At 63.6% G+C, this 26689-nt stretch carries 23 protein-coding genes; 18 read left to right on the top strand and 5 right to left on the bottom strand.

Annotation, left to right across the window (positions count from 1 at the left end):
* Nucleotides 1-223: 223 nt before the first annotated feature.
* From NKJ55_RS27135 to NKJ55_RS27110, 6 genes are all read left to right on the top strand, one after another.
* Entirely contained in the window at nt 224-1381 is a 1158-nt protein-coding gene (locus NKJ55_RS27135; protein WP_352452558.1) for a fumarylacetoacetate hydrolase family protein, read from the top strand.
* A 78-nt stretch (nt 1382-1459) separates the two neighbouring features.
* A complete protein-coding gene (locus tag NKJ55_RS27130; protein ID WP_352452557.1) occupies nt 1460-2254 on the top strand; it encodes an SDR family oxidoreductase in 795 nt (264 codons plus the stop codon).
* Between the two features lie 251 nt (nt 2255-2505).
* Nucleotides 2506-3438, top strand: a complete 933-nt coding sequence (locus NKJ55_RS27125) for a substrate-binding domain-containing protein (RefSeq protein ID WP_352452556.1) — start codon at nt 2506-2508, stop codon at nt 3436-3438.
* Between the two features lie 107 nt (nt 3439-3545).
* Nucleotides 3546-4532: an ABC transporter permease gene (locus NKJ55_RS27120; protein ID WP_292659922.1), complete on the top strand. Its 987-nt coding sequence runs from the start codon at nt 3546-3548 to the stop codon at nt 4530-4532.
* 3 nt (nt 4533-4535) lie between these two features.
* Complete coding sequence (locus NKJ55_RS27115) at nt 4536-5330, top strand: ATP-binding cassette domain-containing protein (RefSeq protein ID WP_023674040.1); 795 nt, start codon at nt 4536-4538, stop codon at nt 5328-5330.
* A 59-nt stretch (nt 5331-5389) separates the two neighbouring features.
* Nucleotides 5390-6412, top strand: coding sequence for a LacI family DNA-binding transcriptional regulator (locus NKJ55_RS27110; RefSeq protein ID WP_352452555.1), 1023 nt, complete (start codon nt 5390-5392; stop codon nt 6410-6412).
* A 549-nt stretch (nt 6413-6961) separates the two neighbouring features.
* Here NKJ55_RS27110 and NKJ55_RS27105 read toward each other — a convergent pair.
* A complete protein-coding gene (locus tag NKJ55_RS27105) occupies nt 6962-7543 on the bottom strand; it encodes a TetR/AcrR family transcriptional regulator (RefSeq protein WP_031211029.1) in 582 nt (193 codons plus the stop codon).
* 253 nt (nt 7544-7796) lie between these two features.
* Here NKJ55_RS27105 and NKJ55_RS27100 point away from each other — a divergent pair, with 253 nt between their 5' ends.
* The 3 genes from NKJ55_RS27100 to NKJ55_RS27090 are packed head-to-tail and all read left to right on the top strand — an operon-like array spanning nt 7797 to nt 12413.
* The gene (locus NKJ55_RS27100) at nt 7797-8069 is read left to right on the top strand and encodes a hypothetical protein (RefSeq protein WP_352452554.1); all 273 of its coding nucleotides are present in this window, start codon (nt 7797-7799) and stop codon (nt 8067-8069) included.
* On the top strand, nt 8063-11242 hold the full coding sequence (locus tag NKJ55_RS27095; protein WP_352452553.1) for an efflux RND transporter permease subunit: 3180 nt from the start codon (nt 8063-8065) through the stop codon (nt 11240-11242). The genes NKJ55_RS27100 and NKJ55_RS27095 overlap by 7 nt, the downstream gene beginning before the upstream one ends.
* Nucleotides 11243-11258: 16 nt before the next feature.
* A complete protein-coding gene (locus NKJ55_RS27090) occupies nt 11259-12413 on the top strand; it encodes an efflux RND transporter periplasmic adaptor subunit (RefSeq protein ID WP_352452552.1) in 1155 nt (384 codons plus the stop codon).
* 310 nt (nt 12414-12723) lie between these two features.
* On the opposite strand, the gene NKJ55_RS27085 is transcribed toward NKJ55_RS27090, so the two are convergent.
* Nucleotides 12724-13197 (bottom strand): cupin domain-containing protein, encoded by a 474-nt coding sequence (locus NKJ55_RS27085; protein WP_352452551.1) that lies wholly within the window; start codon nt 13195-13197, stop codon nt 12724-12726.
* Nucleotides 13184-13804, bottom strand: a complete 621-nt coding sequence (locus tag NKJ55_RS27080) for a TetR/AcrR family transcriptional regulator (RefSeq protein ID WP_352452550.1) — start codon at nt 13802-13804, stop codon at nt 13184-13186. Before NKJ55_RS27080 ends, NKJ55_RS27085 begins: the two co-directional genes overlap by 14 nt.
* A gap of 251 nt (nt 13805-14055) precedes the next feature.
* Between NKJ55_RS27080 and NKJ55_RS27075 the strand changes: the two genes are divergently transcribed.
* The 4 genes from NKJ55_RS27075 to NKJ55_RS27060 all read left to right on the top strand — a co-directional run bounded on the left by NKJ55_RS27075 (nt 14056) and on the right by NKJ55_RS27060 (nt 18988).
* Nucleotides 14056-14781, top strand: a complete 726-nt coding sequence (locus NKJ55_RS27075; RefSeq protein ID WP_352452549.1) for a GntR family transcriptional regulator — start codon at nt 14056-14058, stop codon at nt 14779-14781.
* Between the two features lie 50 nt (nt 14782-14831).
* Nucleotides 14832-15938: a mandelate racemase/muconate lactonizing enzyme family protein gene (locus NKJ55_RS27070; protein WP_352452548.1), complete on the top strand. Its 1107-nt coding sequence runs from the start codon at nt 14832-14834 to the stop codon at nt 15936-15938.
* 213 nt (nt 15939-16151) lie between these two features.
* Nucleotides 16152-17474 carry an NAD(P)H-dependent oxidoreductase gene (locus NKJ55_RS27065; RefSeq protein ID WP_352452547.1) on the top strand — a complete coding sequence of 441 codons (1323 nt, stop codon included), beginning with the start codon at nt 16152-16154 and terminating at the stop codon, nt 17472-17474.
* Nucleotides 17475-17494: 20 nt separating this feature from the next.
* Complete coding sequence (locus NKJ55_RS27060; RefSeq protein ID WP_352452546.1) at nt 17495-18988, top strand: xylulokinase; 1494 nt, start codon at nt 17495-17497, stop codon at nt 18986-18988.
* On the opposite strand, the gene NKJ55_RS27055 is transcribed toward NKJ55_RS27060, so the two are convergent.
* Nucleotides 18985-19947: a sugar-binding transcriptional regulator gene (locus tag NKJ55_RS27055; protein ID WP_352452545.1), complete on the bottom strand. Its 963-nt coding sequence runs from the start codon at nt 19945-19947 to the stop codon at nt 18985-18987. The two genes, NKJ55_RS27060 and NKJ55_RS27055, sit on opposite strands and share 4 nt — an antisense overlap.
* A gap of 308 nt (nt 19948-20255) precedes the next feature.
* On the opposite strand from NKJ55_RS27055, the gene NKJ55_RS27050 reads away from it, so the two are divergent.
* The 5 genes from NKJ55_RS27050 to NKJ55_RS27030 all read left to right on the top strand — a co-directional run bounded on the left by NKJ55_RS27050 (nt 20256) and on the right by NKJ55_RS27030 (nt 25554).
* Nucleotides 20256-21239 carry an ABC transporter permease gene (locus tag NKJ55_RS27050; protein WP_502904515.1) on the top strand — a complete coding sequence of 328 codons (984 nt, stop codon included), beginning with the start codon at nt 20256-20258 and terminating at the stop codon, nt 21237-21239.
* Between the two features lie 150 nt (nt 21240-21389).
* Nucleotides 21390-22328 carry a sugar ABC transporter substrate-binding protein gene (locus NKJ55_RS27045; RefSeq protein WP_023674026.1) on the top strand — a complete coding sequence of 313 codons (939 nt, stop codon included), beginning with the start codon at nt 21390-21392 and terminating at the stop codon, nt 22326-22328.
* 33 nt (nt 22329-22361) lie between these two features.
* On the top strand, nt 22362-23870 hold the full coding sequence (locus NKJ55_RS27040) for a sugar ABC transporter ATP-binding protein (protein WP_352452543.1): 1509 nt from the start codon (nt 22362-22364) through the stop codon (nt 23868-23870).
* Between the two features lie 125 nt (nt 23871-23995).
* Entirely contained in the window at nt 23996-24760 is a 765-nt protein-coding gene (locus NKJ55_RS27035) for an SDR family oxidoreductase (RefSeq protein ID WP_352452542.1), read from the top strand.
* A gap of 8 nt (nt 24761-24768) precedes the next feature.
* Nucleotides 24769-25554, top strand: a complete 786-nt coding sequence (locus tag NKJ55_RS27030) for an SDR family oxidoreductase (RefSeq protein ID WP_352452541.1) — start codon at nt 24769-24771, stop codon at nt 25552-25554.
* A gap of 57 nt (nt 25555-25611) precedes the next feature.
* Here NKJ55_RS27030 and NKJ55_RS27025 read toward each other — a convergent pair whose 3' ends face one another.
* Complete coding sequence (locus NKJ55_RS27025; protein ID WP_352452540.1) at nt 25612-26688, bottom strand: D-alanine--D-alanine ligase family protein; 1077 nt, start codon at nt 26686-26688, stop codon at nt 25612-25614.
* Nucleotide 26689 lies beyond the last annotated feature (1 nt).

Here is a 26689-nt window from a genome sequence, read left to right as displayed (position 1 = left end):
GTCACCTGGAGATTTCAGTAGGTGAAAACCCTAGCGACGGTTTCATTATTTTGAAAGAGCGTTTTCCGTCGCCGTTGGCGCACGTCAGGCTCGATCAAGGTCCAGCGATGCGAAGACCGCTTGAAAGAATTGACAAAGCTCGCCCTGCAAACGGGATAGACCTTTGGCGGGAATTTGTTGAAAGTGCCGCGGCCGAAGGACTAGACAACAGGAAATGTAAGCCATGACGAACGCCACACATTTGCCCGCCGAAGGCCTCTTCGTGGGCCGCGCCCGGGCGAGCGATGCTTCCCATCCGCTGGTGGTCACGGTGCGTGACGGCACGGTCTTCGACATCACGTCAAATGTGGCGCCGACCGTGCGCGACGTTTGCGAATTGCCGGATCCGGCGGGGCACGTCCGCTCGGCCAAGGGGCGGCCGATCGGCCCGCTCGATGCCATTGCCGCTAACAGTTTCGAGACAGCGCGCGATCCGGGGAAACCGTATCTGCTGTCCCCCGTCGACCTGCAGGCGATCAAGGCATCTGGCGTCACCTTTGTCGTCAGCCTGCTCGAACGGGTGATCGAGGAGCAGGCGCGCGGTTCGGCGGAAAAGGCCGACGCCATTCGCGCCGACATCGCCGGGCTGATCGGCCACGATCTGTCGAAGCTCAAGCCCGGCTCGCCGGAAGCGATGGAGATCAAGGCCAAGCTGATTGCGCGCGGCGCCTGGTCGCAATATCTGGAAGTCGGCATCGGCCCCGATGCCGAGATCTTCACCAAGTGCCAGCCGATGGCCTCGGTCGGCTTCGGCGCCGATGTCGGCCTGCATCCGGTTTCGACATGGAACAATCCGGAGCCGGAGATCGCCATGATTGCCGCCAGCAGCGGCAGGATTGTCGGGGCGACGATCGGCAACGACGTCAATCTGCGCGACGTCGAGGGGCGCTCGGCGCTGCTGCTCGGCAAAGCCAAGGACAACAACGCTTCGGCAGCACTTGGCCCCTTTATCCGGCTGTTCGATGAGACGTTTTCCATCGGCGACGTGAAGCAGGCGATCGTACGGTTGAAAGTCGAAGGCGAGGATGGGTTCTCGCTGGAGGGCGCAAGTTCGATGGCCGAGATCAGCCGCTCGCCGGAAGAGTTGGTCGCCGCCGCCATGGGGCCACATCACCAATACCCGGACGGGCTGGCGCTCTATCTCGGCACGATGTTCGTGCCGTCGAAGGATCGGGGCGAAACAGGCAAGGGCTTTACCCACAAGGTCGGCGACATCGTCACCATATCGTCGGAGAAATTCGGCGCCTTGGTCAACCGCGTGCGGCTGTCGCCCGACTGCCCACACTGGACCTACGGCGCCAGCCACCTGATGCGCGACCTCGCCAGGGCCGACCTCATCTAGTCCCCCAGCCTAACATCCGATAGATTCTAGAATTCTCTGGTTGGAAATTACCTGCTCGTCGGCATTCGGGAGAGTCCATTGATCGTCGCTCTTGAGGGCAAGACCCTTGTCGTTACCGGCGGAACGCAAGGGCTTGGCGAGACCATCGTCCGGCTGGCCTCAGCCGACGGCGGCGAAGGGATCGCCATTGTCGGCCGCAATGCCGAGCGTGGCAGACGCATCGCCGAAGAGCTTTCACGACCAAGCCGGCCCGTCGTCTTCATCCAGGCCGACCTTGGAGATCCGGCCGCGCCTGCAGCTGTCATGGCGGAAGCGATCAAAAGACTCGGCCGCATCGATTGTCTGGTGAACGCCGCGGCCCTCACCGACCGGGCCTCTCTGGAAACTGGCACAATCGACGACTGGGACAGGTTGTTTTCCGTCAATGCGCGCGCGCCGTTCTTCCTCATGCAGGGGGCCGTAGCCGACATGAAGACACGGCGGGCGGCGGGCGCCATCGTCAACATACTGTCGGTGAATGCGCATTGCGGTGCGCCGGACCTTGCCATCTATTCCGCAACCAAGGGCGCGCTTTCGACGCTGACCAGAAACATTGCCAACGCGCATCTTTCCGATCGCATCCGCGTCAACGGCATCAACATGGGCTGGGTAGCGACGCCGGCCGAACAAGAGATGCAGGCGAGCACGCTGGGCAAGGGCGAAAACTGGGCAAAGATCGCCGCCGCCGGCCTGCCGCTTGGTCGATTGCTGACCATGGACGAAGTCGCCCAGCTAACGCTGTTCCTGCTCAGCGACGCCTCCGGGCTGATGACCGGGACGCTTATCGACCTAGAGCAATCCGTGCTCGGCGCGCCGCCGCGCAGCATTGCATGACGGTCGCAAGGCCGATCGTCGGCCGCCTGGAAAATATCAGCCAAACTGATGCAATCTGATGGGATTGCTGATGGCGCGGTGCCTTGCGCCAACGTCCATTGGCAATCGAGGCTTGCCATCGATCGAAAAAGGGAATGCTCTAATGCGCCCAGGTCGACGCTGGCAAAATGCGACCACCGTTTTGGCCGCGCACGGCTTTTCGCGGTGATCGTCGTCGGAGGAGGAGTTCGGTTCAAATGGGAGGAAATCAAATGCTGACGAGGCTAAGACTGCTTGTACTTGGCTTGATGGTGGCGCTGGCCATTCCGGCCGCGGCACAGGCCAAGACGTTCTACTGGATTTCGCATGGCGGCCCGGCCGATCCGGTCTGGACATACTTCCTTGCCGGCGCCAAGCAATGGGCGGCGGACACCGGCAACACCGTCAACACGTCGTTCCACAATGGCGACGTGGCGTCGCAGCAGGAGGCTGTTCGCGCCGCAATCGCCGCCAAGGCCGACGGCATCACCACGACCAGCCCCGATCCGGGCAGCCTTGTCGAGATCGTCAAGGAAGCGCGGGCGGCGAACATCCCGATCATCAACTTCAACACGCCCGACCCAAAGGCGGACTTCAACGCCTATGTCGGCGGCGACAACGTCACCTTCGGCAAGCATTGGGCTCAGTATTTGGTCGACAAGGGCCTGGTGAAGAAGGGCGACTTCGTCTGGATGCCGGTCGAAATTCCCGGCGCCACCTATGGCGTCCAGGAAGAGGAAGGCATCAAGAGCGTGTTCGAGCCGCTCGGCATCACCTACGAAATCACCGAAGCGACGCTCGACCAGGCCGAAGTGATCAACCGCATGGTCGATTACCTCACCGCCAACAGAGCCAAGGTCAAGGCGGTTATCGGCCTCGGCGACCTTGTAACCGGTTCGATCAAGCGGGTGTTCGACCAGGTCGGCGTCAAGCCGGGCGAAATCCCAGTCGTCGGCTGGGGCAACTCGCTCGACACCACCCAGGAAGTGCTGAACGGCTACGTCAATGCCGGCCAGTGGCAGGATCCGCAGGCGACCAGCTACGTCGCGCTCTCGCTCGCCAACATGGCGGCGAGCGGTATTCCGCCCGGCTTCGACGTGATCACCGGCGCGCTCTACGAGAAGGACACCGCGGCAGTCTACGACAAGATCCTGTCCGGCAAATAAATCCGCGATCGAGTTGGTCACGGCCGCTTCGGCGGCCGTGACTGTCTCATCATTCCGCCGAAGCCGGTTGCGCTCTCGGCCAAATCCAATCCTATCGCGGGTCCAAGGTGGAAAATCGTTCTCTTATCCAACGCTCGATCGCGCGGCCCGAGTTCGGGCCGTTCGTGCTGCTCGTCGTCGAGATCGCTGTGTTCTGGGGCATCAACCACGACTTCCTGTCGCCGCAGAACATCTCGAACACGCTGGCCTTCACGGTTGAGCTCGGGCTGATCGCGCTGGCGATGACGCTGTTGATGACATCAGGCGAATTCGACCTCTCGGTCGGCTCGGTGTTCGGCTTCTCGCCGGTCCTGATGTGGACGTTATTCAACAGCGGCGTCGTCTCGCTCGAAGCCGCCTTCGTCATCGCGCTGGTGGTCGCTGCGTTTATCGGGCTGGTCAATGGCTGGTTCGTGACGCAGCTCAAGATCCCGTCCTTCCTGGTGACGCTGGGCATGCTGCTGGTGGTGCGCGGCACCGCTTTGTTCGTCACCAACGGGTTTCCGCAGCGGACCTGGAGCGCCGAGGGCAGCTGGCTGGCGGAAGCGCTGGTCGGCGATTTCTTCATCGGGCCGTTCCGGATCTATATGTCGCTGTTCTGGTTCATCGCCGCCGCAATCGCGCTCGGCTACGTGCTGACGCAGAGCCGGACCGGCAACTGGATCCAGGCGGCCGGCGGCAACCCGAGTGCTGCAAGGGCGCGCGGCGTCAACGTCAGCGGCGTCAAGATCGGCCTGTTCATCCTGTCGTCGATCCTGGCCTCGCTTGCCGGCGTCATCTCCTCGCTGCGCACCTCGGCGGCCAACCCCAACAGCGGCACCGGCTACGAACTCGAAGTCATCGCCATGGTGGTGATCGGCGGCACGGCGCTGACCGGCGGGCGCGGCACAATCATCGGCACGGTGCTCGGTATCCTGATCCTGCGCGTGATGCGCAACGGCATCGTGCTGATCGGTGTGCCGGGCCTTGCCTATAATATTTTCATCGGCGCCATCATCCTCGGCATGATGGCGCTCCATTCATGGCTGGAACGCCGGCATCAGGCAGGGACTTGAACCATGGCCGAACCGCTTGTCCGCATGGAAAATATCCGCAAGTCCTATGGCCGCGTGCAGGCGCTGGTTGATGCCAATTTCCATGTCAACGAAAGGGAGATCGTCGGCCTGCTCGGCGACAACGGCGCCGGCAAGTCGACGCTGATCAAAGTGCTGTCGGGCGCGGTCCCGCTGACCAGCGGCGACATCTTCATCCGCGGCAAGAAGGTGAATTTGCGCAGTACCAGCGACGCCATCGCGCATGGCATCGAGACGATCTACCAGGACTCGGCGCTGGTGACGCAGCTGTCGATCGCCCGCAACCTGTTTCTCGGGCGCGAGCCGATCAAGCCGCCGCGCTTCCTCAATCGGATGGACCAGGAGGCGATGAACGTGGTTGCCCGCGACCTGCTCAAGCAGGTCGGCATCTCGAAGAACATCCCGCCGACGACGCCGATCGGCTCGCTCTCAGGTGGCGAGCGGCAGGCGGTGGCGATTGCGCGCGCCATGCATTTCGACAGCGACCTCATCATCCTCGACGAGCCGACCAACAATCTCGGCGTCGCCGAAACGCAAGGCGTGCTGAGCTTCGTGCGCAGCGCCCGCGATTCCGGCCATTCGTGCATCTTCATCGCCCACAACATCCATCATGTCTTCCAGGTGGTCGACCGCATCGTCGTCATGCGCCGCGGCAAGGTGGTCGCCGACGATATCGACCCGAAGAAGACCAGCGTCGCCGAAGTCGAACGCGTCATCACCGGCATGTCGGACAAGGAGATCCATGACGCGCTGGTCGAGGGCACGCAACGGCCCGGCTGAGCAGCCGGGGGTCGGCCTGATCGTCAAGGCACTGGATCGCATCGCCACATGGTTGCGACATGAAAGCCACCGTTTCGGATATTGCCAGGAGCTGCGGCCTGTCGACCGCGACGGTCGACCGCGCGCTCAACAACCGGCCGGGGGCCAGTGCCGCCAACCGGCAGCGCGTTATGGAGGCGGCCAAGCAGCTCGGCTATCTGCCGGTCGTCGACCAGGTCGCGTTGCCGTCGCGGCCGGCGCATCTCGAATTCTTCCTGCCGATCGGCAGCAATGCCTTCATGGCCGATCTGGCCAGGCACATCGAGGATTATGCGGCGCGCCTGCCGCTGGTCGCCTCCTGCCGCATCCACAAGCTCGCCGGCATCTCGCCGAGCGCCTTGCAGGCGGCCGTCGAAAACCTCTCGCTCAAGGCGAACGGCGTCGGCGTCATCGCCATCGATCATCCGAGAACGCGCAACATCTTGCGCGAGATCGTCGAGGCCGGCATCCGCCTGGTCACGCTGGTGTCCGATGTTCCGGGTGCGCCCCGCTCGGCCTATGTCGGCATCGACAACCGGGTGGCCGGCCGCACCGCGGCGCTGCTGATGGGACGGTTCCTCGGCGGCCGCCAGGGCCATCTGGCGATGGTCGTCGGCTCACGCTCCTATCGCGGCCATGAGGAACGCGAGATGGGCTTTCGCTCCGTGCTCGGCGAGGAGTTCCCCAACCTAACCGTCACCAGCGCCGTCGAGATCAACGACGAGCCGGAGGCCAGTTATACCGCGACCATGAAGGCGCTGCACAACGAGCCGGAGCTGCTCGGCATCTACTGTATCGGCGCCGGGCGCTCGGGCGTGGCAAAAGCATTGCTCGAAGTCAGGCCGCAGACGAAGCCGGTGTTCATCTGCCATGATCTGACGCGCGAGACGCGCGGCTATCTCGTCGACGATCTGCTCGACGTCGTCATCGACCAGAATGCGCGGCTGATCGCCGAACAGTCGGTCATTCGCCTGCTCGGCTCGATCGCCTCGTCGGCGCCCTATCTGACGCGGAAATTCATCGAGCCGCGTCTGATCTTCAAGGAAAATGTCCCGGTGCAGTGATGCCACGCGAGGGCGATGGTCGCTCGGGCCTCGATCGTTAAAATTCGGTTGATACCGCAAATCTGCACATCACCTATGCAACTTTTGTGGTTGCCGAATCATTGGGCAATCGATAGTTTTGCAGGTGTCGGCCATCTACTCCTCCCAGATGCGATGCCGACGCTGAGTGCGGTACACCTCCTCCCGTGCCGTATTCGAAATCGAGCCCGCTGCCACCTCCTCCCGGCAGCGGGCTTTTTTTGTTCCGGCTCCGGGATAGCGGGCGATGCTGGGATCGTGACTGGCACCGGACACGATTGCTGATCCGCGGATCGATGAGCTTCGCTGCGACCGCCGCGGCTTGTCGGGCAGAATCCTGTCACACTTGTCACTCTCACCGGTTCGCCGGCGGCCCTATCCTGCCTCACGACCAGCAATCAACGCCGCGCCGGCCATGGTGCGGAGGATCGGCACAGGAGACGCGAGATGGCACATCGCGATGGGACGAGACATCACCCGGCGGCGCGGCCCGCAATCGAAACGCCACGTATCGTTTCGCCGCTTGTGAGACTATCTGGCCCTGAAAGACGTGATCAGGCCTTCCGCCATGCGGACGAACTGCGCGCTCGGGCCCTCGGCGCCGACGCTTTGCAGGCTGACGCGGGCGCCCTCGAGCAACAGCGACAGCGTGTCCGCAAGAAGCTCGGCCTGTCCGATGCCGGCATCGCGACACAGCGAGACCAGCCGCTCGCGCTGGGCTTCCTTGAGTTCCTTGATCACTTGCCTTGCCGGATGATCCGCCTCGCTCAGCTCGATGGCGGCGTTGGCCATGTCGCAACCGCGGCGATCCGACATCAGGCAATCGGCCGCCATCCGGACCCAGGCGTGCAGCTGCGCCAGCTTGTCGCCCGGATTCTCGGCCTCGAACTTTTCCCACATCGCGTTGGCGCTGCAGGCGGTCGCCCGCAGACATTCGATGATCAGGTCGTCCTTGGACTCGAAATGCCGGTAGAGCGTCATCTTGTTGGTGCCGGCGGCCTCAGTGATGGCGTCGATGCCGACGCCGCGAATGCCATGCTTGTGAAACATGTCCCGTGCCGTCTCCAGGATCCTGTCCCGGGGGCGAACACGCTCCACAACACCGTCTGTCATCAAAACCTCCGTGATCGCGTTTCCCGAAATTCCCTCGGTGCACCTCTTGACTAGGGTGTTACCGGTCTGTAACGTTAGAGATGTTACTTACCTGTAACACCCGCATTGCATCATGTCAAACTCGCAAGTGCCGGCCATCAGCCCCGCCCCGATCGGCAAGGGGACGAACCGCACCTTACGGCCTCGGCCGGCGAGCAAGAAAACACCCGATCCGCGGCTTACCGCGGATCACCAAAAACCAGGAGCCGCTTCGATGTCGCAGCGCAATGATCTGACGATCGATGAAGTCGTGAAGGATCCGATGATCCGCATGCTGATGAAGGCCGACCGCGTCGACCCGCGGTCCTTCGAGGCGATGCTGCGTGCGCTGGCGGACGAACAGGCCGAGCGCCGCAATGCGCCGCGCCGCCTTGAAGATTTCGGCTTTCTCGAAGATTCCGGCTCAACACGCAGCCGGCGGCTTTCCAGGGTGGCCAGGGCCTTTGGCCGGGCCAGAGCATCGGGCGAGGCGTGCATATCATGGTAAACTTCTTCATTCATCGTCCGATCTTTGCGTCGGCGATCGCCATCATCATGGTGCTCGCCGGAGGGATCTGTTATTTCCTCCTGCCCGTCTCGCAGTTTCCCGACATCACGCCGCCCCAGGTCGTGGTCAGCGCCCACTACCCGGGCGCCAGCGCGCAGGTCGTCGCCGACACGGTGACGACGCCGCTCGAACAGCAGATCAACGGCGTCCAGGGGATGACCTATATGTCGTCGTCGAGCTCCAATGACGGCTCCTCGACGATCACCATCACCTTCGACGTCGGCTACGATCTGAGCACGGCGGCCGTCGACGTCCAGAACCGCGTTTCGCAGGCGGCTTCCTCGTTGCCGGCCATCGTCAATCAGGGCGGCGTGACGATCAAGAAGCAGAACCCGAACTTCGTCCTGATCGTCGACCTCACCTCGCCGGACGGTTCCGTCAACCCGGTCGCGCTGAGCAACCTCGCCTATCTGCAGGTGGTCGATCCGCTGAAGCGCCTGCCCGGCGTCGGCGACGTGCAGATCTTCGGCGAGCGGCGCTATTCGATGCGCATCTGGCTCGACCCCGACAAGCTCGCCAATCTCGGCATTACTGCCGTCGACGTGCAGAACGCCGTCGCCGAGCAGAACGTCCAGGTGGCGGCCGGCAAGATCGGGCAGTCGCCGGCTCCGGCCGGCACCGCCTTCGAGATGCAGGTCAACGCCGTCGGCAGGCTGAGCGATCCCAAGGAGTTCGGCGACATCGTCGTGCGGGCCAATACCGCCAACGGCTCGCTGGTCAGGCTGCGCGATGTTGCGCGCATCGAGCTCGGCGCGCTGCAATATTCGTCGTCGGCCTTCTTCGGCAAGGACCCGACGGTGGTGCTCGCGGTCTACCAGATGCCGGGCTCCAACGCGCTCGATCTGCAGCAGCGCGTCAAGGACAAGATGCAGGAGCTGTCGGCCCGTTTCCCGAAGGGCGTCAGCTACGCCATGCATTACGATACGACACGTTTCGTTTCGGCCTCGATGCACGACGTGCTGATCACGCTCGGCGAGGCGCTGGTCCTGGTCGTCGCCGTGGTGTTCATCTTCCTGCAAAGCTGGCGCACCACGATCATCCCGACGATCGCAATTCCGGTGTCGCTGGTGGCGACGCTGGCCGTCATGCATATGCTTGGCTTCTCGCTGAACATGCTCAGCCTGCTCGGCATGGTGCTGGCGATCGGCCTCGTCGTCGACGACGCCATCGTCGTCGTCGAGAATGTCGAACGCCAACTTGAGGCCGGCCTCAAACCGCTGGCTGCCACGCGTACCGCGATGGCGGAGGTTACCGGCCCGATCATCGCCACGACCGCCGTGCTGATGGCTGTGTTCGTGCCGGTTGCCTTCATTCCCGGCGTGTCCGGCCGGCTCTACAACCAGTTCGCCCTGACTGTGGCGATCTCCTTCGGCATCTCGGCCTTCGTCTCGCTGACGCTTACCCCGTCGCTCAGCGCCGCCTTCCTGCGCCACCGGCCGGAAACACAGTTCGTGCTGTTCCGCTGGTTCAACATGGGCTTCGAACGGCTGGCGCATGCCTATGCGAATGGTGTGCGCATTCTCATCCGCCTGCGCTGGATCATGCTTGGCGTGTTCGCGGCCGGACTTGTCGCGACCTATTTCGTCTGGCAGCGCCTGCCCTCGACCTTCCTTCCGGTCGAGGACCAGGGCTATTTCTTCGTCGTCATCCAGCTCCCCGACGGGGCCTCGCTGGAACGCACCGACGCGGTGGCGCAAAAGGCACGCGACATCCTGCAGAACACGCCCGGCGTCGACATCGTCGGCTCGATCAGCGGCTTGAACTTCCTGACCAGTGCCGCGCAGTCGAATTCGGCGGTCGAATTCGCTATCCTGAAGCCATGGGACGAACGCGGCCCCGATCAGAGCGCGTCTAAGCTCGTCGCCGACGTGCGCAACAAGCTGCTGCAAATTCCAGAGGCTTTTGCGCTGAGCTTCGACCCGCCGTCGATCCCGGGCATTGGCACCACCGGGGGCTTCGAGTTCCAGGTCGAGGACCTGACCGGCCGCGGCAGCGTGGCGCTCAACGATGCGACGCAAGCCGTGATTGCCGAGGCGCGCAAGCAGCCGGAGCTCAACCCACAGCAATTGTTCTCGTCGTTCTCGACCTCCACGCCGCAGTTCAACTACGATCTCGATCGCGCCAAGGCGAAGCTGCTCGGGCTCAACCTGCCGGACGTGTTCAATACGCTGCAGATCTATCTCGGCTCGCTCTATGTGAACGATTTCAACCTGTTCGGCCGCACCTTCCGGGTGACCATCCAGGCCGACAAGGATTCTCGCGCCGGTCCGGCCGACATTTCGCGGCTCTATGTCCGCAATGCGTCGGGTGGCATGGTGCCGCTGAGCACGCTGGGCAAGCTTGTGCCCGTCGTCGGCCCCGAGACCGTGCCACATTACAACAACAATGCGTCGGCCCTGATCAATGGCGGCGCCGCGCCCGGCTTTTCGTCCGGCCAGGCGGTGGCGGCAATGGAACGTGCCGCTGCCACGGCATTGCCGAGAGATTTCGGCTACGAATGGACCGGCATCACCTATCAGGAGCTCAAGGCGGGATCGATCGCATCCGTCGTCTTTGGTCTCGCGATCGTCTTCGTCTTCCTGATCCTCGCCGCGCAATATGAGAGCTGGGCGATGCCGTTCATGGTGCTGCTGGCGGTGCCGCTCGCACTGTTCGGTGCATTCGTCGTGCTGTGGCTGCGCGGCATGCAGATCGACGTCTATTCGCAGATAGGCTTCGTCATGCTGATCGGACTGGCGGCCAAGAACGCGATTCTGATCGTCGAGTTTGCCCGGCGCCGGCGCGAAGAAGGCCTCAGCATCGTCGACGCCGCGATGGAAGCGGCGCGGCTTCGGCTGCGACCGATCCTGATGACCGCCTTCGCCTTCATCCTCGGCGTGCTGCCGCTGATGTTCGCTACAGGTGCAGGTGCGGCGAGCCGGCAGTCGATCGGCACCACCGTCTTTGGCGGCATGGTCGCGGCGACGATCCTGTCGCTGGTGTTCGTGCCGGTCTTCTATGCGGTGATCGAGCAGCTGCGCGAGCGCCGCAGCGAGAGCGAACCGGTTTCCGAAGCGACCGAACAACCAACTGCCGAACCCGCCTTCGAGCCATTGGCCGAAGCGGCTGAATAGGACTGGAGAATTGATCATGCGTAAATGGAAAATCGCGCTGGGAACGGCCGTCGCCCTTGGGGCCATTTCGGTGGCGAGCGTTCACCTGCTCGACATGGGCAGCCTCAGCCTCAACGCCGGCACAGCCGGGGCGGCAACCCCCAAGCCGGAAGCCTTTGTCATGCCGGTGCCGGTGGTGAGCGTCGTCAAGAAGACGATCCCGATCTATCTCGACTACGCCGCCCGGGTGGAGCCGATCCGCAGCATCACGCTGCAGGCGCGCGTGCCGGGCTATCTGCAGGAGCAGGTCGCCACCGACGGCAGCGACGTTGCAAAGGGCGACCTTCTCTACAAGATCGCGCCTGAGGATTTCCAGGCTGCCCTCGAGCAGGCGAAGGCGCTTATCCAGCGCGACACGGCGACGCTCGACTATGCGCGCTCCAATCTCGGGCGCGGCAGCGAACTCGCCAAGAGCGGCTATCTCGCCAAGGACGTGTTCGACCAGCGCACCAGCACCTTGCGTGAGGCTCAGGCCTCGCTCGCCGTGAACCAGGCCGCCTTGCGGACCGCCGAGCTCAATTTGAGCTACACCGAAATCCGTGCCCCGTTTGCGGGACGTATCGGTCGCAGCCAGGCTTCCGTTGGAACGCTGGTCAGCGTTGCCGGCACGGTGCTCAATTCGCTGGTGCAGCTCGATCCGACCTACGTCACCTTCAATCCGAGCGAAACGGACCTGACACAGATCGAGCAAGCCCGCGCCGCGGGACCGATCAGTGTCGACGTCCTGCTTCCCGGTGAAACGGAACCGCGCCAGAAGGGCAATCTTACCTTCATGGACAACACGATCGATCGATCGACCGGCACGATCACGGCACGGGCGACGGTCGGTAACGGCAAGTTCACGCTGCTGCCCGGCCAATATGTCCGCGTCCGGCTGCACGTCAAAGAGCAGCCCGATGCGCTGATGGTACCGCAGACGGCACTCGGCTCAGGCCAGCTCGGCAAATATCTCTATGTCGTCGGCAAGGACAACACGGTCGACCAGCGTATCGTTTCGCTCGGACCGACCAATGGCGATCAGGTCGCCATCTTGAGCGGTGTGGCCGAAGGCGACCGGGTGATTACCGGCAATCTGCAGAAGATCGGCCCGGGAATGCCGGTCTCGCCGCTGCCCGAGAAACCGGCCACCTGATAACCCCCATCAGGTTCCGGTCCCGCGGCGCCCTCGGCTCCCACGCCAAGGGCGCCGTTTTTGCTGATGTTTTCGACACGGCCGATTCAAGCCGTTGTGCGAACGGCGGCTCTGGCGACGATGGCAGCATAGAGGCGCTCTCCAACTGTGAAGGCAGTTTGTGGATCAGCAAACGAGACATCCATCCAGCCGACGGCTTGTCGCGGCTATCGCGCGAACGCCCGCTTCGACCTGGAGGGATGGACTGCTGGATTTAGGCGGCATAAGGCACCGTCTTCCAGGTCAAATCCTGGCGCAACGGTTTCGCCGGTCAGGCCGCCTGCAGGATCCGGATCCCGTGGCGTCCGGTAAGCTCGATCACGCGGTTAATCATGCCAGCGGTCGGCGGGCCGGAGGGCGCGTCCTTGGATGCAGCCTCTTCGAAGAATGCGATCATCTCGTCGTCGACGATCGCCATGAAAATAACCGGCACGGGACCAGCATTGCGATAGCCATGGGGCGCGTTGCCCGGAATGGTGACGACATCACCGGGTTCCACCTCATATTCTTGCGCGACCCCATCGATCATTGTCCATATCGTGAGGGTGCCCTCGAGAATGCGGAAAATTTCCGCGGAAGGATGCGTGTGGGGCGGCGTGCCGCTTCCAGGAGGTACCGTGACGTCGATCACGTTGAGTGCCGTCCCAGCGAGCTTTGCCCGGACAGCGACCTGATCGCCCATCACCCAGAAGCCTTGAACCGAATCGGCCGGATGGACCGTCGCTTTGGTCTTATCCCAAGTCACTTGCTTTTTCCTTTCGAACAGCGCCTTGCTGCGATTTTGCCGCATTGAGCAAGGCGCGAATTGCCCAGGCGGCTGCCTCTCCGGCCTCACGGCCGGTAAGACCCCAGTAGTCTTTCATCGTCTGCCAGGCAGTGGCGCTGAACAGGAGCTGGATCACGGCCTCAAGCTGGCGCGCCGCCTTCGGGTCCATTCCGTTTGCGACTTGCGAAAGGCTGCTCTGAAAGGCACGTTGCCGCTCACCATTGGCTTGCAGGCGCATCTCGCGCCCGGTAGCGCTCGCATGCGAGGCTCTGACTACGCCTTCGATTGCGTCCAACGAGGCGAAAAGGTCGGGAGGAAGATCGATCAGATCCTGCTCCCGCTCAGGCCAGAACCGCACTCCCAGCGAGGCATTGGTGCTGGCCCAAAAGGCTTCCAAAAGCGCTTCCTTCGTCGGGAAATGGCGGAAGATGGTCCGTCGGTTTACGCCCGAAACCTCGGCAACCTCATCGAAGCCAAGGAGGCTGTACGGATTTTGCTCCAGAATCGTTCGAATGGACGCGAGGATGCGCTCGCGCGTAGCCTGCGCCTGCTCTGCCCGCAGCGGGCTCTCGTATTTCTGAGTCATCGTTTGTGAATTCATGTCACTGCTAGTGACACAAACCTTCCCAGTCGTCAATGGACATTGCGAAGGCTACGCACCAGGTTGTCTCCCGCTGTGAGAAGCCAGCTGACGCTCAGCGGCCGGGACCTGGTCGGCTTGCATGGTCAGGCTGGCTGAGGCCGGAAGGGCGCCAATGTCTCCAGGATCGAGAATCCAGCTCTTGTTAGATTGTCGACAATCTGCTTGTCTTGCTTTCGGTTCCCTGGAGCAGCCGAATGGCAAAGCTGGATTTCAGTCCGATCGCCGACACGACAAGACGCGCCGAGATCGTCGCGCTGCTGAGGCGGGCGATCCTGACCGGCCGGCTGGAACCGGGGCAGAAGCTCAACGAACTCAGGATTTCCGAGCAGATGCGGGTGAGCCGCGCGCCGCTGCGCGAGGCGATGCGCGAATTGGTGCAGGAAGGCATCCTGACCAGCATTCCCTACGCCGGAACCTTCGTCATCAACGTCACCGCCAAGGACATCGACGATGCCTATTCGCTCAACAGGGTGCTCGACGAATTCGCCATCGCGCGGACCTGGCCGCTTCGCGACCAGCGCTTCTTCGACGAACTTGACCGGCGCCATGCGGCGGTGAAGCAGGCGACGCGCGAACTGGACACGACGCGGCAGATCGAAACGGCGCTGCAACTGCATGGCCTGATCCATGAATGGGCCGACAATTCGGTGCTGCTGGAGACCTGGCAGCGGCTGACCAGCCGGTTGCAGATGTATTTCGCCCTGCACCAGCGGGCGCGCAACGAGCCGGTGCCTGCCGAAGATGCTCACGAGACCTATGTGCGGCTGCTCAAGGGCACCGACATGCCCGCCGCCCAGCGCCATGCCAAGGAGCATATCGATTTCGATTTCGAGGCACTGCTCGCCTATGCGCGCGGGCTGGAACAGCGCGGCTCAAAGGGCGCCGGCGCCGATCGTGCCGGCCGACTTAAAGCCGGCTGAGCCCGACAAATTTGACGGACATCCCGGAACACAGACAACGGACAGAAAACGTGCAGATCAAAACCATCAAGGCATATCATGTCGTGCAGCCCTTCGTGGACGGGCCCTACCGCATGTCCAAGGGGCGTGTCGCCGATGCGTTCGACGCGATGATCGTCGCCGTCATCGCCGATAGCGGCCTCACCGGCTGGGGCGAGATGGCGCCGCTTGGCAATTTCTATTCGCCTGCCTTCGCTGCGGGTACTCGCGCCGGCGTCGTCGAGATCGCGCCGCATCTCATTGGCCATGACCCACGCGGGCTTGCCAGTATCAACAGGCTGATGGACACGGTGTTCAAGGGCCATCCCTACGTCAAGTCGGCGCTCGACATGGCATGCTCGGATCTCGCGGCGCGCGCCGCCGACGTGCCGCTGGTCACGTTGCTTGGCGGCCGCGAGAGCGAGACGGCCGAACTCTACAAGGTCGTCACCCACGGCACGGTCGACGCGATGGCCGCGCTCGCCAAGCGCATCGTCGGGGAAGGATTTCACCGGCTGCAGGTCAAGGTCGGCGGCAACGTCCATGACGACATCGAACGCGTCACAGCCGTTGCCGCCGCGGTGCCGAAGGGCACCGTCATCTTCTGCGACGCCAATGCCGGCTGGACCCCTTACCAGGCGCGCCAGTTCGTGGATGCGACGCGCACCATCGACTACACGTTCGAGCAGCCCTGCACGACGATCGACGAATGCCTGTCGGTGCGCCGCTCGCTCGACAAGCCGATGGTGCTTGACGAATCCGTCGCCTCGCTGGACGATATGCTCGACATCCACCGCAAGGGCGCCGCCGACGGGCTGACGCTGAAGATCTCGCGCCTCGGCGGCGTCACCAAGACGCGCCAGATCCGCGACCTTGCCGTCGACCTCGGCTTCATGATCACGGTCGAGGACACTGGCGGCGCCGAGATCGACACATCCGCCATGGCGCATCTGTCGCTGTCGACGCCGGAGGAGCGCCGGCTGCACGCCATCGCCTTTCACGAATGGGTGACGGTGCGCACCGCATCCAACATGCCGCCGGTTTCGGGAAGCCGTATGGGCATTCCGGATGGGCCGGGCCTCGGCATCGATGTCGTTCCCGGCCTGCTTGGTGCGCCCTTCTTCGAAATCGGCAGCTGAGCTGCAATAAGGCTGCACCCAATCAACCTGAATATGCCGCGTCCTTCTGACTGCGGAGGCACGGCCGTGTGGATTGACCGCTCATCCAATCGTCTTCGGCCGATTGCAGAGCGACAATGCCCAATTGCCGGTTGAAATATTTTTCATTTGCAAATAGAAATGTTCAAACGTTGATTTGGACGCTGCGGCGCGTCAGGAACTGGAGGAAGCGACATGTCCCATCCGCAATTTGCAGCGGAACTTCTGCAGCGCGCTGAACAGCAGGGGCCGATCACCATCGGGCTTGCCGGCGCCGGACAGATGGGCACCGACATCGTCGTCCAGGTCGCGCTGATGCCGGGCATGCGGATCGGCGCCATTTCCGAAGTCAGGCCGCAAGCAGCGATCGACGCGGCGCTGCTCGCTGGCCATGACCGTTCCGACATCGTCCATGCCGGCAATGCGGCCGCGATCGACCGCGCCATCGAGGCCGGCAAGATCGCGGTGACCGAAGATTTGCATGCGCTGGCGGCGGCCGGCCGGATCGACGTCATCATCGACGCGACGGGCAATCCCAATATCGGCACGCTGTTCGCGCTGGACGTGATGAAGAGCGGCAAGCACATCGTCATGCTCAATGTCGAGGCCGACATCACCATCGGCCGTTTCCTCAAGGACGAAGCGCGTAAGGCCGGCGTGGTCTATACCGGTGCGGCCGGCGACGAGCCGGCCTGCACGCTGGAGATCATCGGCTTTGCCAAGAGCCTCGGCTTCAACATCATCGCCGCCGGCAAGGGCAAGAACAATCCGCTGAAGATCGACGCCATGCCGGCCGACTACGAGAAGGAGGCTGCCGAGCGCAACATGAATGCGCGCATGCTGGTCGAATTCGTCGACGGCTCGAAGACGGCGATCGAGATGGTGGCGATCGCCAATGCGACCGGCCTAGTGCCCGATGTGCCGGGCATGCACGGCCCGACCGCGACGCTGGAGGAGTTGGCCAGCGTGCTTTGCCCGCGCGAGGATGGCGGCGTGCTGCACCGCAAGGGCGTTGTCGATTACTCGATCGGCAAGGGCGTGGCGCCCGGTGTGTTCTGCATCATCGAGACCCGGCATCCGCGTGTGCTGGAGCGCATGATCGACCTCAAGGTCGGCAAGGGCCCCTATTTCACGATCTTCCGGCCCTATCATCTGACCAGCCTGGAAGTGCCGCTGTCGGCGGCGCGCGCCGTGATCTACAAGCGGGCCGACATGGAGCCGCTCGACCATCCTGTGGCCGAGGCGGTGGCGGTCGCCAAGAGCGATCTTGGCGTCGGCCAGTCGCTCGGCATGATCGGCGAGAACGACTATCGCGGCTTCGCCATGACTTGGGGGGATGCACGCGCCCGCGGCGCCCTGCCGCTCGGCCTTGCCGAACGCGCCAAGGTGGTCAAGCCGCTCAAGACCGGCGACTTCCTGACCTATGAAAATTGTGTACCCGATGATTCGATGGTGATAACCCAGATCCGCCGCCGTCTCGACCAGTCGGACGGACGGTTCGTTACAAACGCAGCCTGACCCCGCCGGATCTCCGCCTGATGGACGATGTCGTAATCGGGATCGACGCCTCGACCACGGCCGTGAAGGCGGTTGCCTTCGCGCGAGACGGCGAGGAGCTGTTCCAGGCGCGCGAGCCGTACCCGCTTTCAAATCCGAAGCCCGGCCATTTCGAGCAGGACGCCGAACATTGGTGGACGGCGCTGCTTGGCGCATTGAAGCAGGTCACCGAGGCGGTCGGCGCTACGCGGGTGGCGGCGATCTGCATCGCTCACCAGCGAGAGACCTTCACGCTGGTGGACAGCGCCGGCAAAGCACTCATGCCGGCGATCCTGTGGCTCGACGAACGCGCCCGGCCGCAGGTTATCAGGCTTTCGGCCGAACTCGGCCGCGAGGCGATCCGCGACTGGAGCGGCAAGCCGCCGGACCCGACGCCGGCGCTCTACGCCATTGCCTGGCTTGCCGAGCACCAGCCGCAAGTGCTTCGCCAGGCAGCGGCACTGGTCGACGTGCACGGTTTCTTCGTCCAGCGGCTGACCGGGCGATTGGTCACCAGCACCGCAAGTGCGGATCCGCTCGGGCTGCTCGACGTCGAGAAAGGTACCTGGCATCCCCGCCTCGTTGCGGCCGCCGGACTGCAGATGGAGCAATTGCCCGAGCTGGTCGCGCCAGGCGTGGTCTGCGGCAGTCTTTCCGCAAGCATAGCGCAGCTGACCGGCCTGAGGGCCGGCACGCCGGTCGTTGCCGGCGCTGGGGACGGCCAGGCGATGGGCCTGGGCATGGGCGTCTACGGCGAGGGCAAGAGCTATCTCTCGCTCGGCTCCGGCGTGGTCAGCGGCTGCTATTCCGGCAAGGTGAAAACCTCGGACGCCTTTCGCACGCTGGTCTCGCCGACCGGCTCCGGTTTCATGCTGGAGACCGTGCTGCGCTCGGGCATGCAGCTGGTCGACTGGATCGTGCGAACCACCGGTTCGCCCTCGGCGGCAGCGCTGGAGAAAGTGGCGCTGAATGTTGCCGCGGGCAGCGAGGGCCTGCTCATCATGCCCTATTGGGCCGGCGTCATGAGCCCGTATTGGGACGGTGCGGCGCGCGGCGCCATTGTCGGCCTGTCGCTCGATCACCGGCCGGAGCATCTCTTCCGCGCTGTCCTGGAAGGCATCGCCTTCGAGCAGGCCGTCGCCACCGAGGCCATGGAAGCCCAGGCCGGCGGACCGGCGGCGATGATTGCCGCCGGCGGCGGCACCAATTGCGCGCTGCTAATGCAGATCATGGCAAGCGTGCTCGAGCGGCCGCTCTCGGTTTCGCCGGTCAACGAAGCCGCCGCACTCGGCGCTGCCATGCTGGCGGCAGCGGCTGTCGGCTGGTTTGCCTCGCCGGAAGCCGCAGCAGAGGTAATGGCTGCCGCTCCCACCAGGCATGTCGATCCGGTCGACGGGCTTGTCGCCGCCTATCGCAGCCGCAAGGAAATCTACCGCGACCTTTATCAGGCGACGCGCGACATCCACACCCGCCTCGGCGCTCTCGGCGAAATCTAGCGTTTGAGCAGGCCCTTGGCCGCGTCTTCGTCGGTGATCAGAACCGATACCTTGGTGTTGGCGAGCGCAGCCCGCATTACCGCTACCTTCTCGCTGCCTCCCGACACCAGGATGATGCTCGGGATATCCGACAGATCCTGCAGCGGATAGGCGCAGACGCGGCGGTTGACCTCGTGGTCGACCGGGCGGCCCTCGGCGTCGATGAAATGACACAGAATATCGCCGACGGCACCGGCCGCCTGCAATTCCTCGAGTTCGCTTGGCTTGATGAAGCCGTAATTAGCGATCGGGCTGTCGTTGGAAAACGAGCCGACGCTGAGCACGGCGATGTTTGCCCGGCGTGCACGGAAGACGACGTCCTGAACGCTGCGCTGGCTCATGAAGGCGTCGCGCTGCTCCGGCTTGTCGGCATAGACCGGCACCGGCAGCAGGAAGCACTCCGCACCGATCTTTTCGGCGAAATCCCAGGCGCTTTCTGTCGGGTTGAGCGGCTGGGCATGGGTGAGGCCGCCAAGCATCGAAACCACCGTCGTCCTGGCGATGGGCCGCCGCGGCAATTCATTGATGGCGAATTTCAGTGTCCGCCCCCAGCCCAGTGCGATGACATCGCCGGCATTCACATGGTCGGCCAGGTAGGCGGCGGCGGCGTGGCCGATCATCAGCGGCGCGTTGCTTCGGTCGGCCGCCGACGGCACCACAACAGCCTGGCTGAGCCCGAACCGCTGCTTGAGGCTTTCCTCCAAAATCACGCATTCGACGACGCTGTCGCGGATGCGAAACTGGACGACACCCTCTTCGCGGGCGGCGGAGAGAATGCGGTGCACCTTGATGCGGCCGACGCCGAGAATTTCGGAAATCCGCTCCTGTGTAAGACCCTCGACGTAATAGTGCCAGGCGGCGCGGGCCTTGAGTTCGGCGTCGGGGAAGCGCGAGGCTCTTTCGTTCTCTACGATCGTCATCTGTTTGCCTTGCCGCAGCCGCCGGCTCTGCTCATGATATTCCAATCCGGCGACTTCGAAATGCCCAAGATTTCGGAGACCTTGCGTAAGGCAAACCGACGGACAGCGCAAACCCGTCGTCGAATGAAGCGGCAGGCCTTGACAATTTTCCGACGAACAGTTTAGCTGAACAAAATTGCATGTTAAAGATAAATTGTTCACAGGGAGGGGCCTGGTGAGCAAAGTGGCCCGGTGATGCAGCGCCGGATTGCTGTGGAGGAGACAAAGTGGCTGTGAGCAACGACGCAAGCAATTTGAAGGCAGGCGAGTTGAAGGCAGGCTCTGGCGCACAGGCTACGGCGGGCGCAAGGTTTTCGGCTGTCTTTGCCGGAACCATGGGGCCGCTGATCGGGCTGGTTCTGCTGTGCCTGGCGCTCTCGCTGACCACCGACACCTTCCTGACCATCCGCAACATCCTCAACGTGCTCGACCAGGTCACCGTGCTCGGCATCATGGCGATCGGCATGACGCTGGTCATCCTGATCGGCGGCATCGACCTGTCCGTCGGCTCGGTGCTGGCGCTGGCTTCCATGGTGATGGGCTTCGTCGCCCATCCGGACTATCTCAATCTCGGCCTGCCCGCCGGCATCGCCGCGGCCCTCGTCGTCGCCGGTCTTTGCGGGCTGCTTTCGGGCCTGCTGGTCACGATCACCAAGCTGCCGCCCTTCATCGCCACGTTGGCGATGATGTCGGTGGCGCGCGGCCTCGCCAACATGATCACCGACGGCTCGCAGATCGTCGGCTTTCCCGACTGGTTCACCAGCCTGTCGATCATCCGCCATTTCGGCTTCCTCTCGGTCACCGTCGGGCTGATGATCGTGCTTGCCGTCATTTTCGCGATCTTCCTGAATTATCGCGCTACCGGCCGTAGCCTGTACGCAATCGGCGGCAGCGCCGAAGTCGCCCGGCTGTCCGGCATACCAGTCAAGTCGCTGACAAACTGGGTCTATGCGATCTGCGCCGTGCTGGCCGGTCTCGCCGGCATCGTGCTTGCCGCCCGACTCGATTCCGTCCAGCCGAGCTCCGGCCTTGGCTACGAACTCGACACCATCGCGGCGGTGGTGATCGGCGGCGCCAGCCTGTCGGGCGGCGTCGGTTCGATCGGCGGCACAGCCATCGGCGTCCTCATCATCGGCGTGCTGCGCAACGGGCTGAACCTGCTCGGTGTCTCGCCCTTCATCCAGCAAGTGGTTATCGGAGTGGTGATCGCGCTGGCGGTGGCCACCGACACTTGGCGGCGCCGAGCACAATGAAGAATGGGGCACAATGAAGAATTGGGCTCAATGAGATTCGCCCCGATATTCGGGCGAAAACGGATCGGTGATCCGAAACTGGGAGTTGTTCGGCCAAGGGGCGCCGCGATGCGCGGGCAGGACAGATTGAACATCAACGGAGGAATAAACATGCTGACCAAACGTTCATTGCTGCTTGCCGCCGCGGCCGTCATCCCGCTGCTTGGCCTGTCCGACATGGCCTCGGCCAAGGAGGCCAAAAAGCTCGGCCTCGCCGTCGCCAATCTGCAGGCCGACTTCTTCAACCAGATCAAGCAGTCCGTCGAAGCCTACGGCAAGGAAAAGGGCATCGAGGTCGTTACCGTCGACGCCAAGGGCGATTCGGCGACCCAGGTCAGCCAGGTGCAGGACCTGATCACGCAGAACATCGATGCGCTGATCTATATTCCAGCCGGCGCCACCGCCGCCACCGTGCCGACCAAGACCGCCAAGGCTGCCGGCATCCCAGTCGTCAATGTCGACCGCAACGCCGATGGCGCGCCCGGCGATACCTTCATCGCAACCAACAGCGTGGCATCGGCCAAGGCGGTTTGCGACTACATCGCCAAGCAGGCCGGCGGCAAGGGCGAGCTGATCATCATCCACGGCCAGAAGGGCACGACGCCCGAAGTCGACCGCTCGAAGGGCTGCGGCGAAGCGCTGAAAGGCTATCCCGACATCAAGGTTGTCGGAGAATTGTGGAGCGAAGGCTGGCACCAGGACGAAGGCTTCAAGCTGACGCAGGATCTGTTGCAGTCGCACCCCGACGTGTCGATCGTCATCGGCCAGGCCGACGCGCTGGCGCTCGGTGCGGCGCAGGCCGTCAAGGTCGCCAATCCCGGCCACAAGGTCTGGGTTGCCGGCTTCGACGGCGACGTGGCGGCGCTCAAGGCACTGAAGGACGGCGTCTTCGACGTGACCGCGACCCAGCAGACCCAGGGCATGGGCCGGCTCGCCGTCGATGCAGCAATCAAGCTGGTGGCCGGCGAGACCATTCCCGCCGAACAGCTGCAGGATGCGACGCTGACCACCAAGGACAATGTCGAGCAGTTCATCGCCAAGCATCCCTGATTGAGATCAGTCCGGCAATCGACGAGCGCAACGATGTCCACCGATCCTCGCCACACGCACAGCCCCCATAACGGGCTCGTCGTCAGCGGCCTCTGCAAAAGCTACGGGCCGGTGCAGGTCCTGGCCGATGCGAGCTTCGACGTGCGGCCGGGCGAGGTCGTGGCGCTGCTTGGCGAAAACGGCGCCGGCAAGTCGACTGTCTCGAACATCATCGCCGGGTCGACGAAACCCGATGCCGGCACCATCACCTGGCGGGGGAACGCTTATTCCCCCGCCAATCCTGCCGCGGCGATCGACGCCGGCATCGGCATGATCCACCAGGAGCTGAAGCTCTTGCCCGATCTGTCGGTCGCCGAAAACGTCTATGTCGGGCGCCTGCCGATGCGTGGCGGCCGCATCGACCGCGCGGCAATGAATGCACGGGCATCGGCCCAATTGAAGCGCCTCGGCCTCGATGTCTCGCCCGAGCGCAAGGTGCGCACGCTGCGTATCGCCGCCCAGCAGCAGGTCGAGATCGCCAAGGCGCTGACGCTCAATGCCGAGCTGCTGATCTTCGACGAACCAACGGCAGCCCTTGGCAGCGAGGAAACGGAGCTCCTGTTCCAGCAAATCCGCAAGCTCAAGGCGGAAGGCATGTCCTTCATCTATATCAGCCACCGGCTGGACGAGATCGCCCAGATCGCCGACCGCGTGGTGGTGATGCGCGACGGGCGCATCGTCGCCCGGCACGAGCGCGCCGATATTCCGGTGCGCACTGTCGTCGAGCAAATGGTCGGCCGCAGTGTCGAGCGGATGTTCCCTACGATATCGGCGCCGGGCAACGACACGCTGCTCGAGGTCGAGAACCTGTCCTCGCCGGAACGCAGCTTTCAAAATGTCAGCTTTTCAGTGCGGGCCGGCGAAATCCTCGGCATTGCCGGGCTGATCGGCGCCGGACGCACGGAGCTGGTGCGGGCGATCGCCGGTGCCGATCCGATCTCATCGGGATCGGTGCGCGTCGCCGGCAAGCCGGTGCATCTCCATGGCCCGGCGGCGGCGATCAAGGCCGGCGTCGTCCTGGTACCGGAAGACCGCAAGGCGCAGGGCGTGGTGCTCGACCAGACGATCGGCGAGAACCTGGCGATCGGCAATTTCGACCATGTGGCGCCGAATGGATGGGTGTTTCCGAAGGCAGTGCAGAAATTCGCCGAGGCCGGCATTCGCCGGCTTGGCGTCAAGGGCCGGCCGAACCAGGCGGTCAGCAAGCTTTCAGGCGGCAACCAGCAGAAGGTGATCATCGCCAAATGGGTGTCGCGCCCGCCCAAGGTGTTCATCCTGGACGAGCCGACGCGCGGCATCGACGTCGGTGCACGCGCCGCGATCTATGATGTCATCGCCGACCTTGCCCGTTCCGGCATGGCGGTGGTGGTGGTGAGTTCCGACCTCGAGGAAGTGCTCGGCCTGTCGCATCGTGTGCTGGTGCTGAGCCGCGGCCGGCAACGCGGCATTCTCGACCGCAGCGAAGCAAGCAATATCGCCGTGATGGAACTCGCCACGAGCTAGGACGCCCATCGAAACAAAGCGCAGCAGGTGGTATCCTCCCGGGCACCAGACCGCGCGGGGCGCCAGCAACAGAGTTGGCGCCCCTTTATTTCCGGAGGACGGCGGTTGGAGCAGAGGGACCGACGATGAAATTATTCGACCTTCATGGTGACGTGGCACTTGTGACAGGCGCCGGCAGCGGCATCGGGCAGGCAATCGCCATTGGGCTGGCCGAGGCCGGCGCCGACATAGCCTGCTTCGGCCACGCCTCGAAAGGCGGGCTGGAGGAGACCGCGCACCGGATCACGGCACTCGGCCGCAAGGCGCTGGTGCTGAACGGCACAGTGACTTCAGAGACCGATCTCGCGGCCGCGATAGAGCGTACGGAGAAGGAACTCGGCGCGTTGACCATCGCCGTCAACAATGCCGGCGTCGCCGGAGCTGAGCCGGCAGAGACGCTGTCGCTGGAGAAATGGCAGAAGCTCTATGACGTCAATGTCAGCGGCGTGTTCCTGTCCTGCCAGGCCGAGGCCCGCGCCATGCTGACGCGGCGCAAGGGCTCGATTATCAACATCGCGTCGATGTCGGGCTCGATCGTCAATCGCGGCCTGACCCAGGCGCATTACAATTCGTCGAAGGCCGCGGTGATCCACATGTCGAAGAGCCTCGCCATGGAATGGGCCGATCGCGGCTTGCGCGTCAATGTCGTCAGCCCCGGCTACACGCTGACGCCGATGAACAAGCGGCCGGAGGTCGCCGACCAGGTCAGGATCTTTGAGCGCGACACGCCGATGGGCCGCATGGCGGCGCCGGAAGAGATGGTCGGCCCGACCGTGTTCCTGGCCAGCCGCGCCGCGAGTTTCGTCACCGGCATCGACCTGATCGTCGATGGCGGCTTTGTCTGCTGGTAGGAGAAAAGATGCAGAAGCGATTCCTAGGAAAAACGGCGGTCATCACCGGCGCCAGCGGCGGCATTGGCGCGGCAATGGCCAGGCGCTTCGCGGCGGAAGGTGCCGCGGTCGTCGTCAGCGCCATCGACCCGCGCGTCGAAGAGGTCGCCGCCGATCTCAAGGCTACGGGCGCCAGGGTCGCATCGCTGCGCATGGACGTGACCAAAAAGGACGAGGTCGTCGCCCTCTATGACCTGGCCGAGCAACAGTTCGGCCGCGTCGACATCTCCGTACAGAATGCCGGTGTCATCACCATCGCCAGGATCGAGGCGATGACCGAGGCCGAATGGGACAAGGTGATGGCGGTCAACACCAAGGGCGTGTTCCTGTGCTGCCAGGAGGCGATCGCGCGCATTCGCAAGCATGGCGACGGCGGCCGGCTGATCAACACCGCATCCGGCCAGGCGCGGCAGGGCTTTATCTACACGCCGCATTATGCGGCCTCGAAATTCGGCGTCGTCGGCGTCACCCAGAGCCTGGCCAAGGAAGTGGCCAAGGAGAAGATCACCGTCAACGCGATCTGCCCCGGCATCATCGACACCGATATGTGGGCCTATAACGATGCCGCATGGGGCAAGTTGATGGGCGACTACAAGCCCGGCGAGCTGATGGCCGAATGGGTGAAGAACATCCCGATGGGCCGCGCCGGCAGCGGCGAAGATGTCTCCGGCCTGGTCAGCTTTCTGGCCAGCGACGATGCGGCCTACATCACCGGCCAGACCATCAATGTCGATGGCGGCCTGATCATGTCGTGAGCGGCGGCGCGGGCCAACGTACCATCCACCGGGATCTGAAAGCCCGCTTCGCTGCGTTCAGACTGGTCGGCCGGCCCGTGCCAATCCATGCTCCACGAGCCGGTCGATGATTTCGGAATAGCTGACGCCGCTCGCCGCCATTGCCTTGGAATACATGCTGATATCGGTGAAGCCGGGGATGGTGTTGATTTCATTGACCAAGAACTGCATGTCCGGTGTCAGGAAAAAGTCGACGCGCGCCATCCCGTCACAGCCGACGGCTCTGAAAGCCCTTGCGGCCACGTCCCGCATGGCTGCCTCGACCTCCGGCGGCAGTTCGGCCGGCACTCTTAGCGCCGCGCCGTTCTCGTCGATGTATTTGGCATCGTAGCTGTAGAAATCGTGGCTTTCGGCCGGCACGATCTCGCCTGGCCGCGAGACGAACAGGTCGCCTCCCGGGTCCTCCAACACGCTATATTCGATCTCGCGCCCACGAATGAATTCCTCAGCCAACAGCTTGCAATCGTGCCGGAAGGCTTCAGCAAGCGCTCCATCGAATTCCTGGCTGGCATGGACTTTTCCGACGCCGACAGACGATCCCTGACGCGCCGGTTTGATGAAGAACGGCAGGCCGAGTTCGCTTTCCAGTGCAGCGAGGGCGGGTGCCGCACCTTCATGGATCGTCACTGAGCGCGCGATTGGCAGCCCCGCCGCTTCCAGGAGCCGTTTGGCGATGTCCTTGTCCAGCGCGGTTGCCGAACCCAGGATGCCGCAGCCGGCGAGCGGCACCCGAGCCACCTCGGCCACCCCCTGTACCGAGCCGTCTTCGCCATGAGGGCCGTGCAGGACAGGAAACAGGATGTCGATCTTCGGCAGATCATAGGGCGTGCCGTCGGCCGGGATCGCCATCATCCGTCCGCGCCCACCCGGAACCAGGCAAACTTCCGTGCCGGCCGCAGGTTTTGCGAGCGTACCATCCTGGAAGCTGCTCAGCAGCCACTGTCCTTCGCTCGTGACGAAGATTGGGAGGGCATCGTATTTGGCGGACAGCAGCGCACGCATGACATTGGTTGCTGAAAGCACCGAAACGTCATGTTCGGCGGAACGTCCGCCAAAGAGCACGGCAATTCGCAGTCTGTTCAAGGAAGAGGTCATG

The organism is Mesorhizobium sp. M0106, assembly GCF_040322715.1.
Classification (GTDB): Bacteria; Pseudomonadota; Alphaproteobacteria; order Rhizobiales; family Rhizobiaceae; genus Mesorhizobium.
This window is presented reverse-complemented; position numbering and strand designations above follow the sequence as displayed.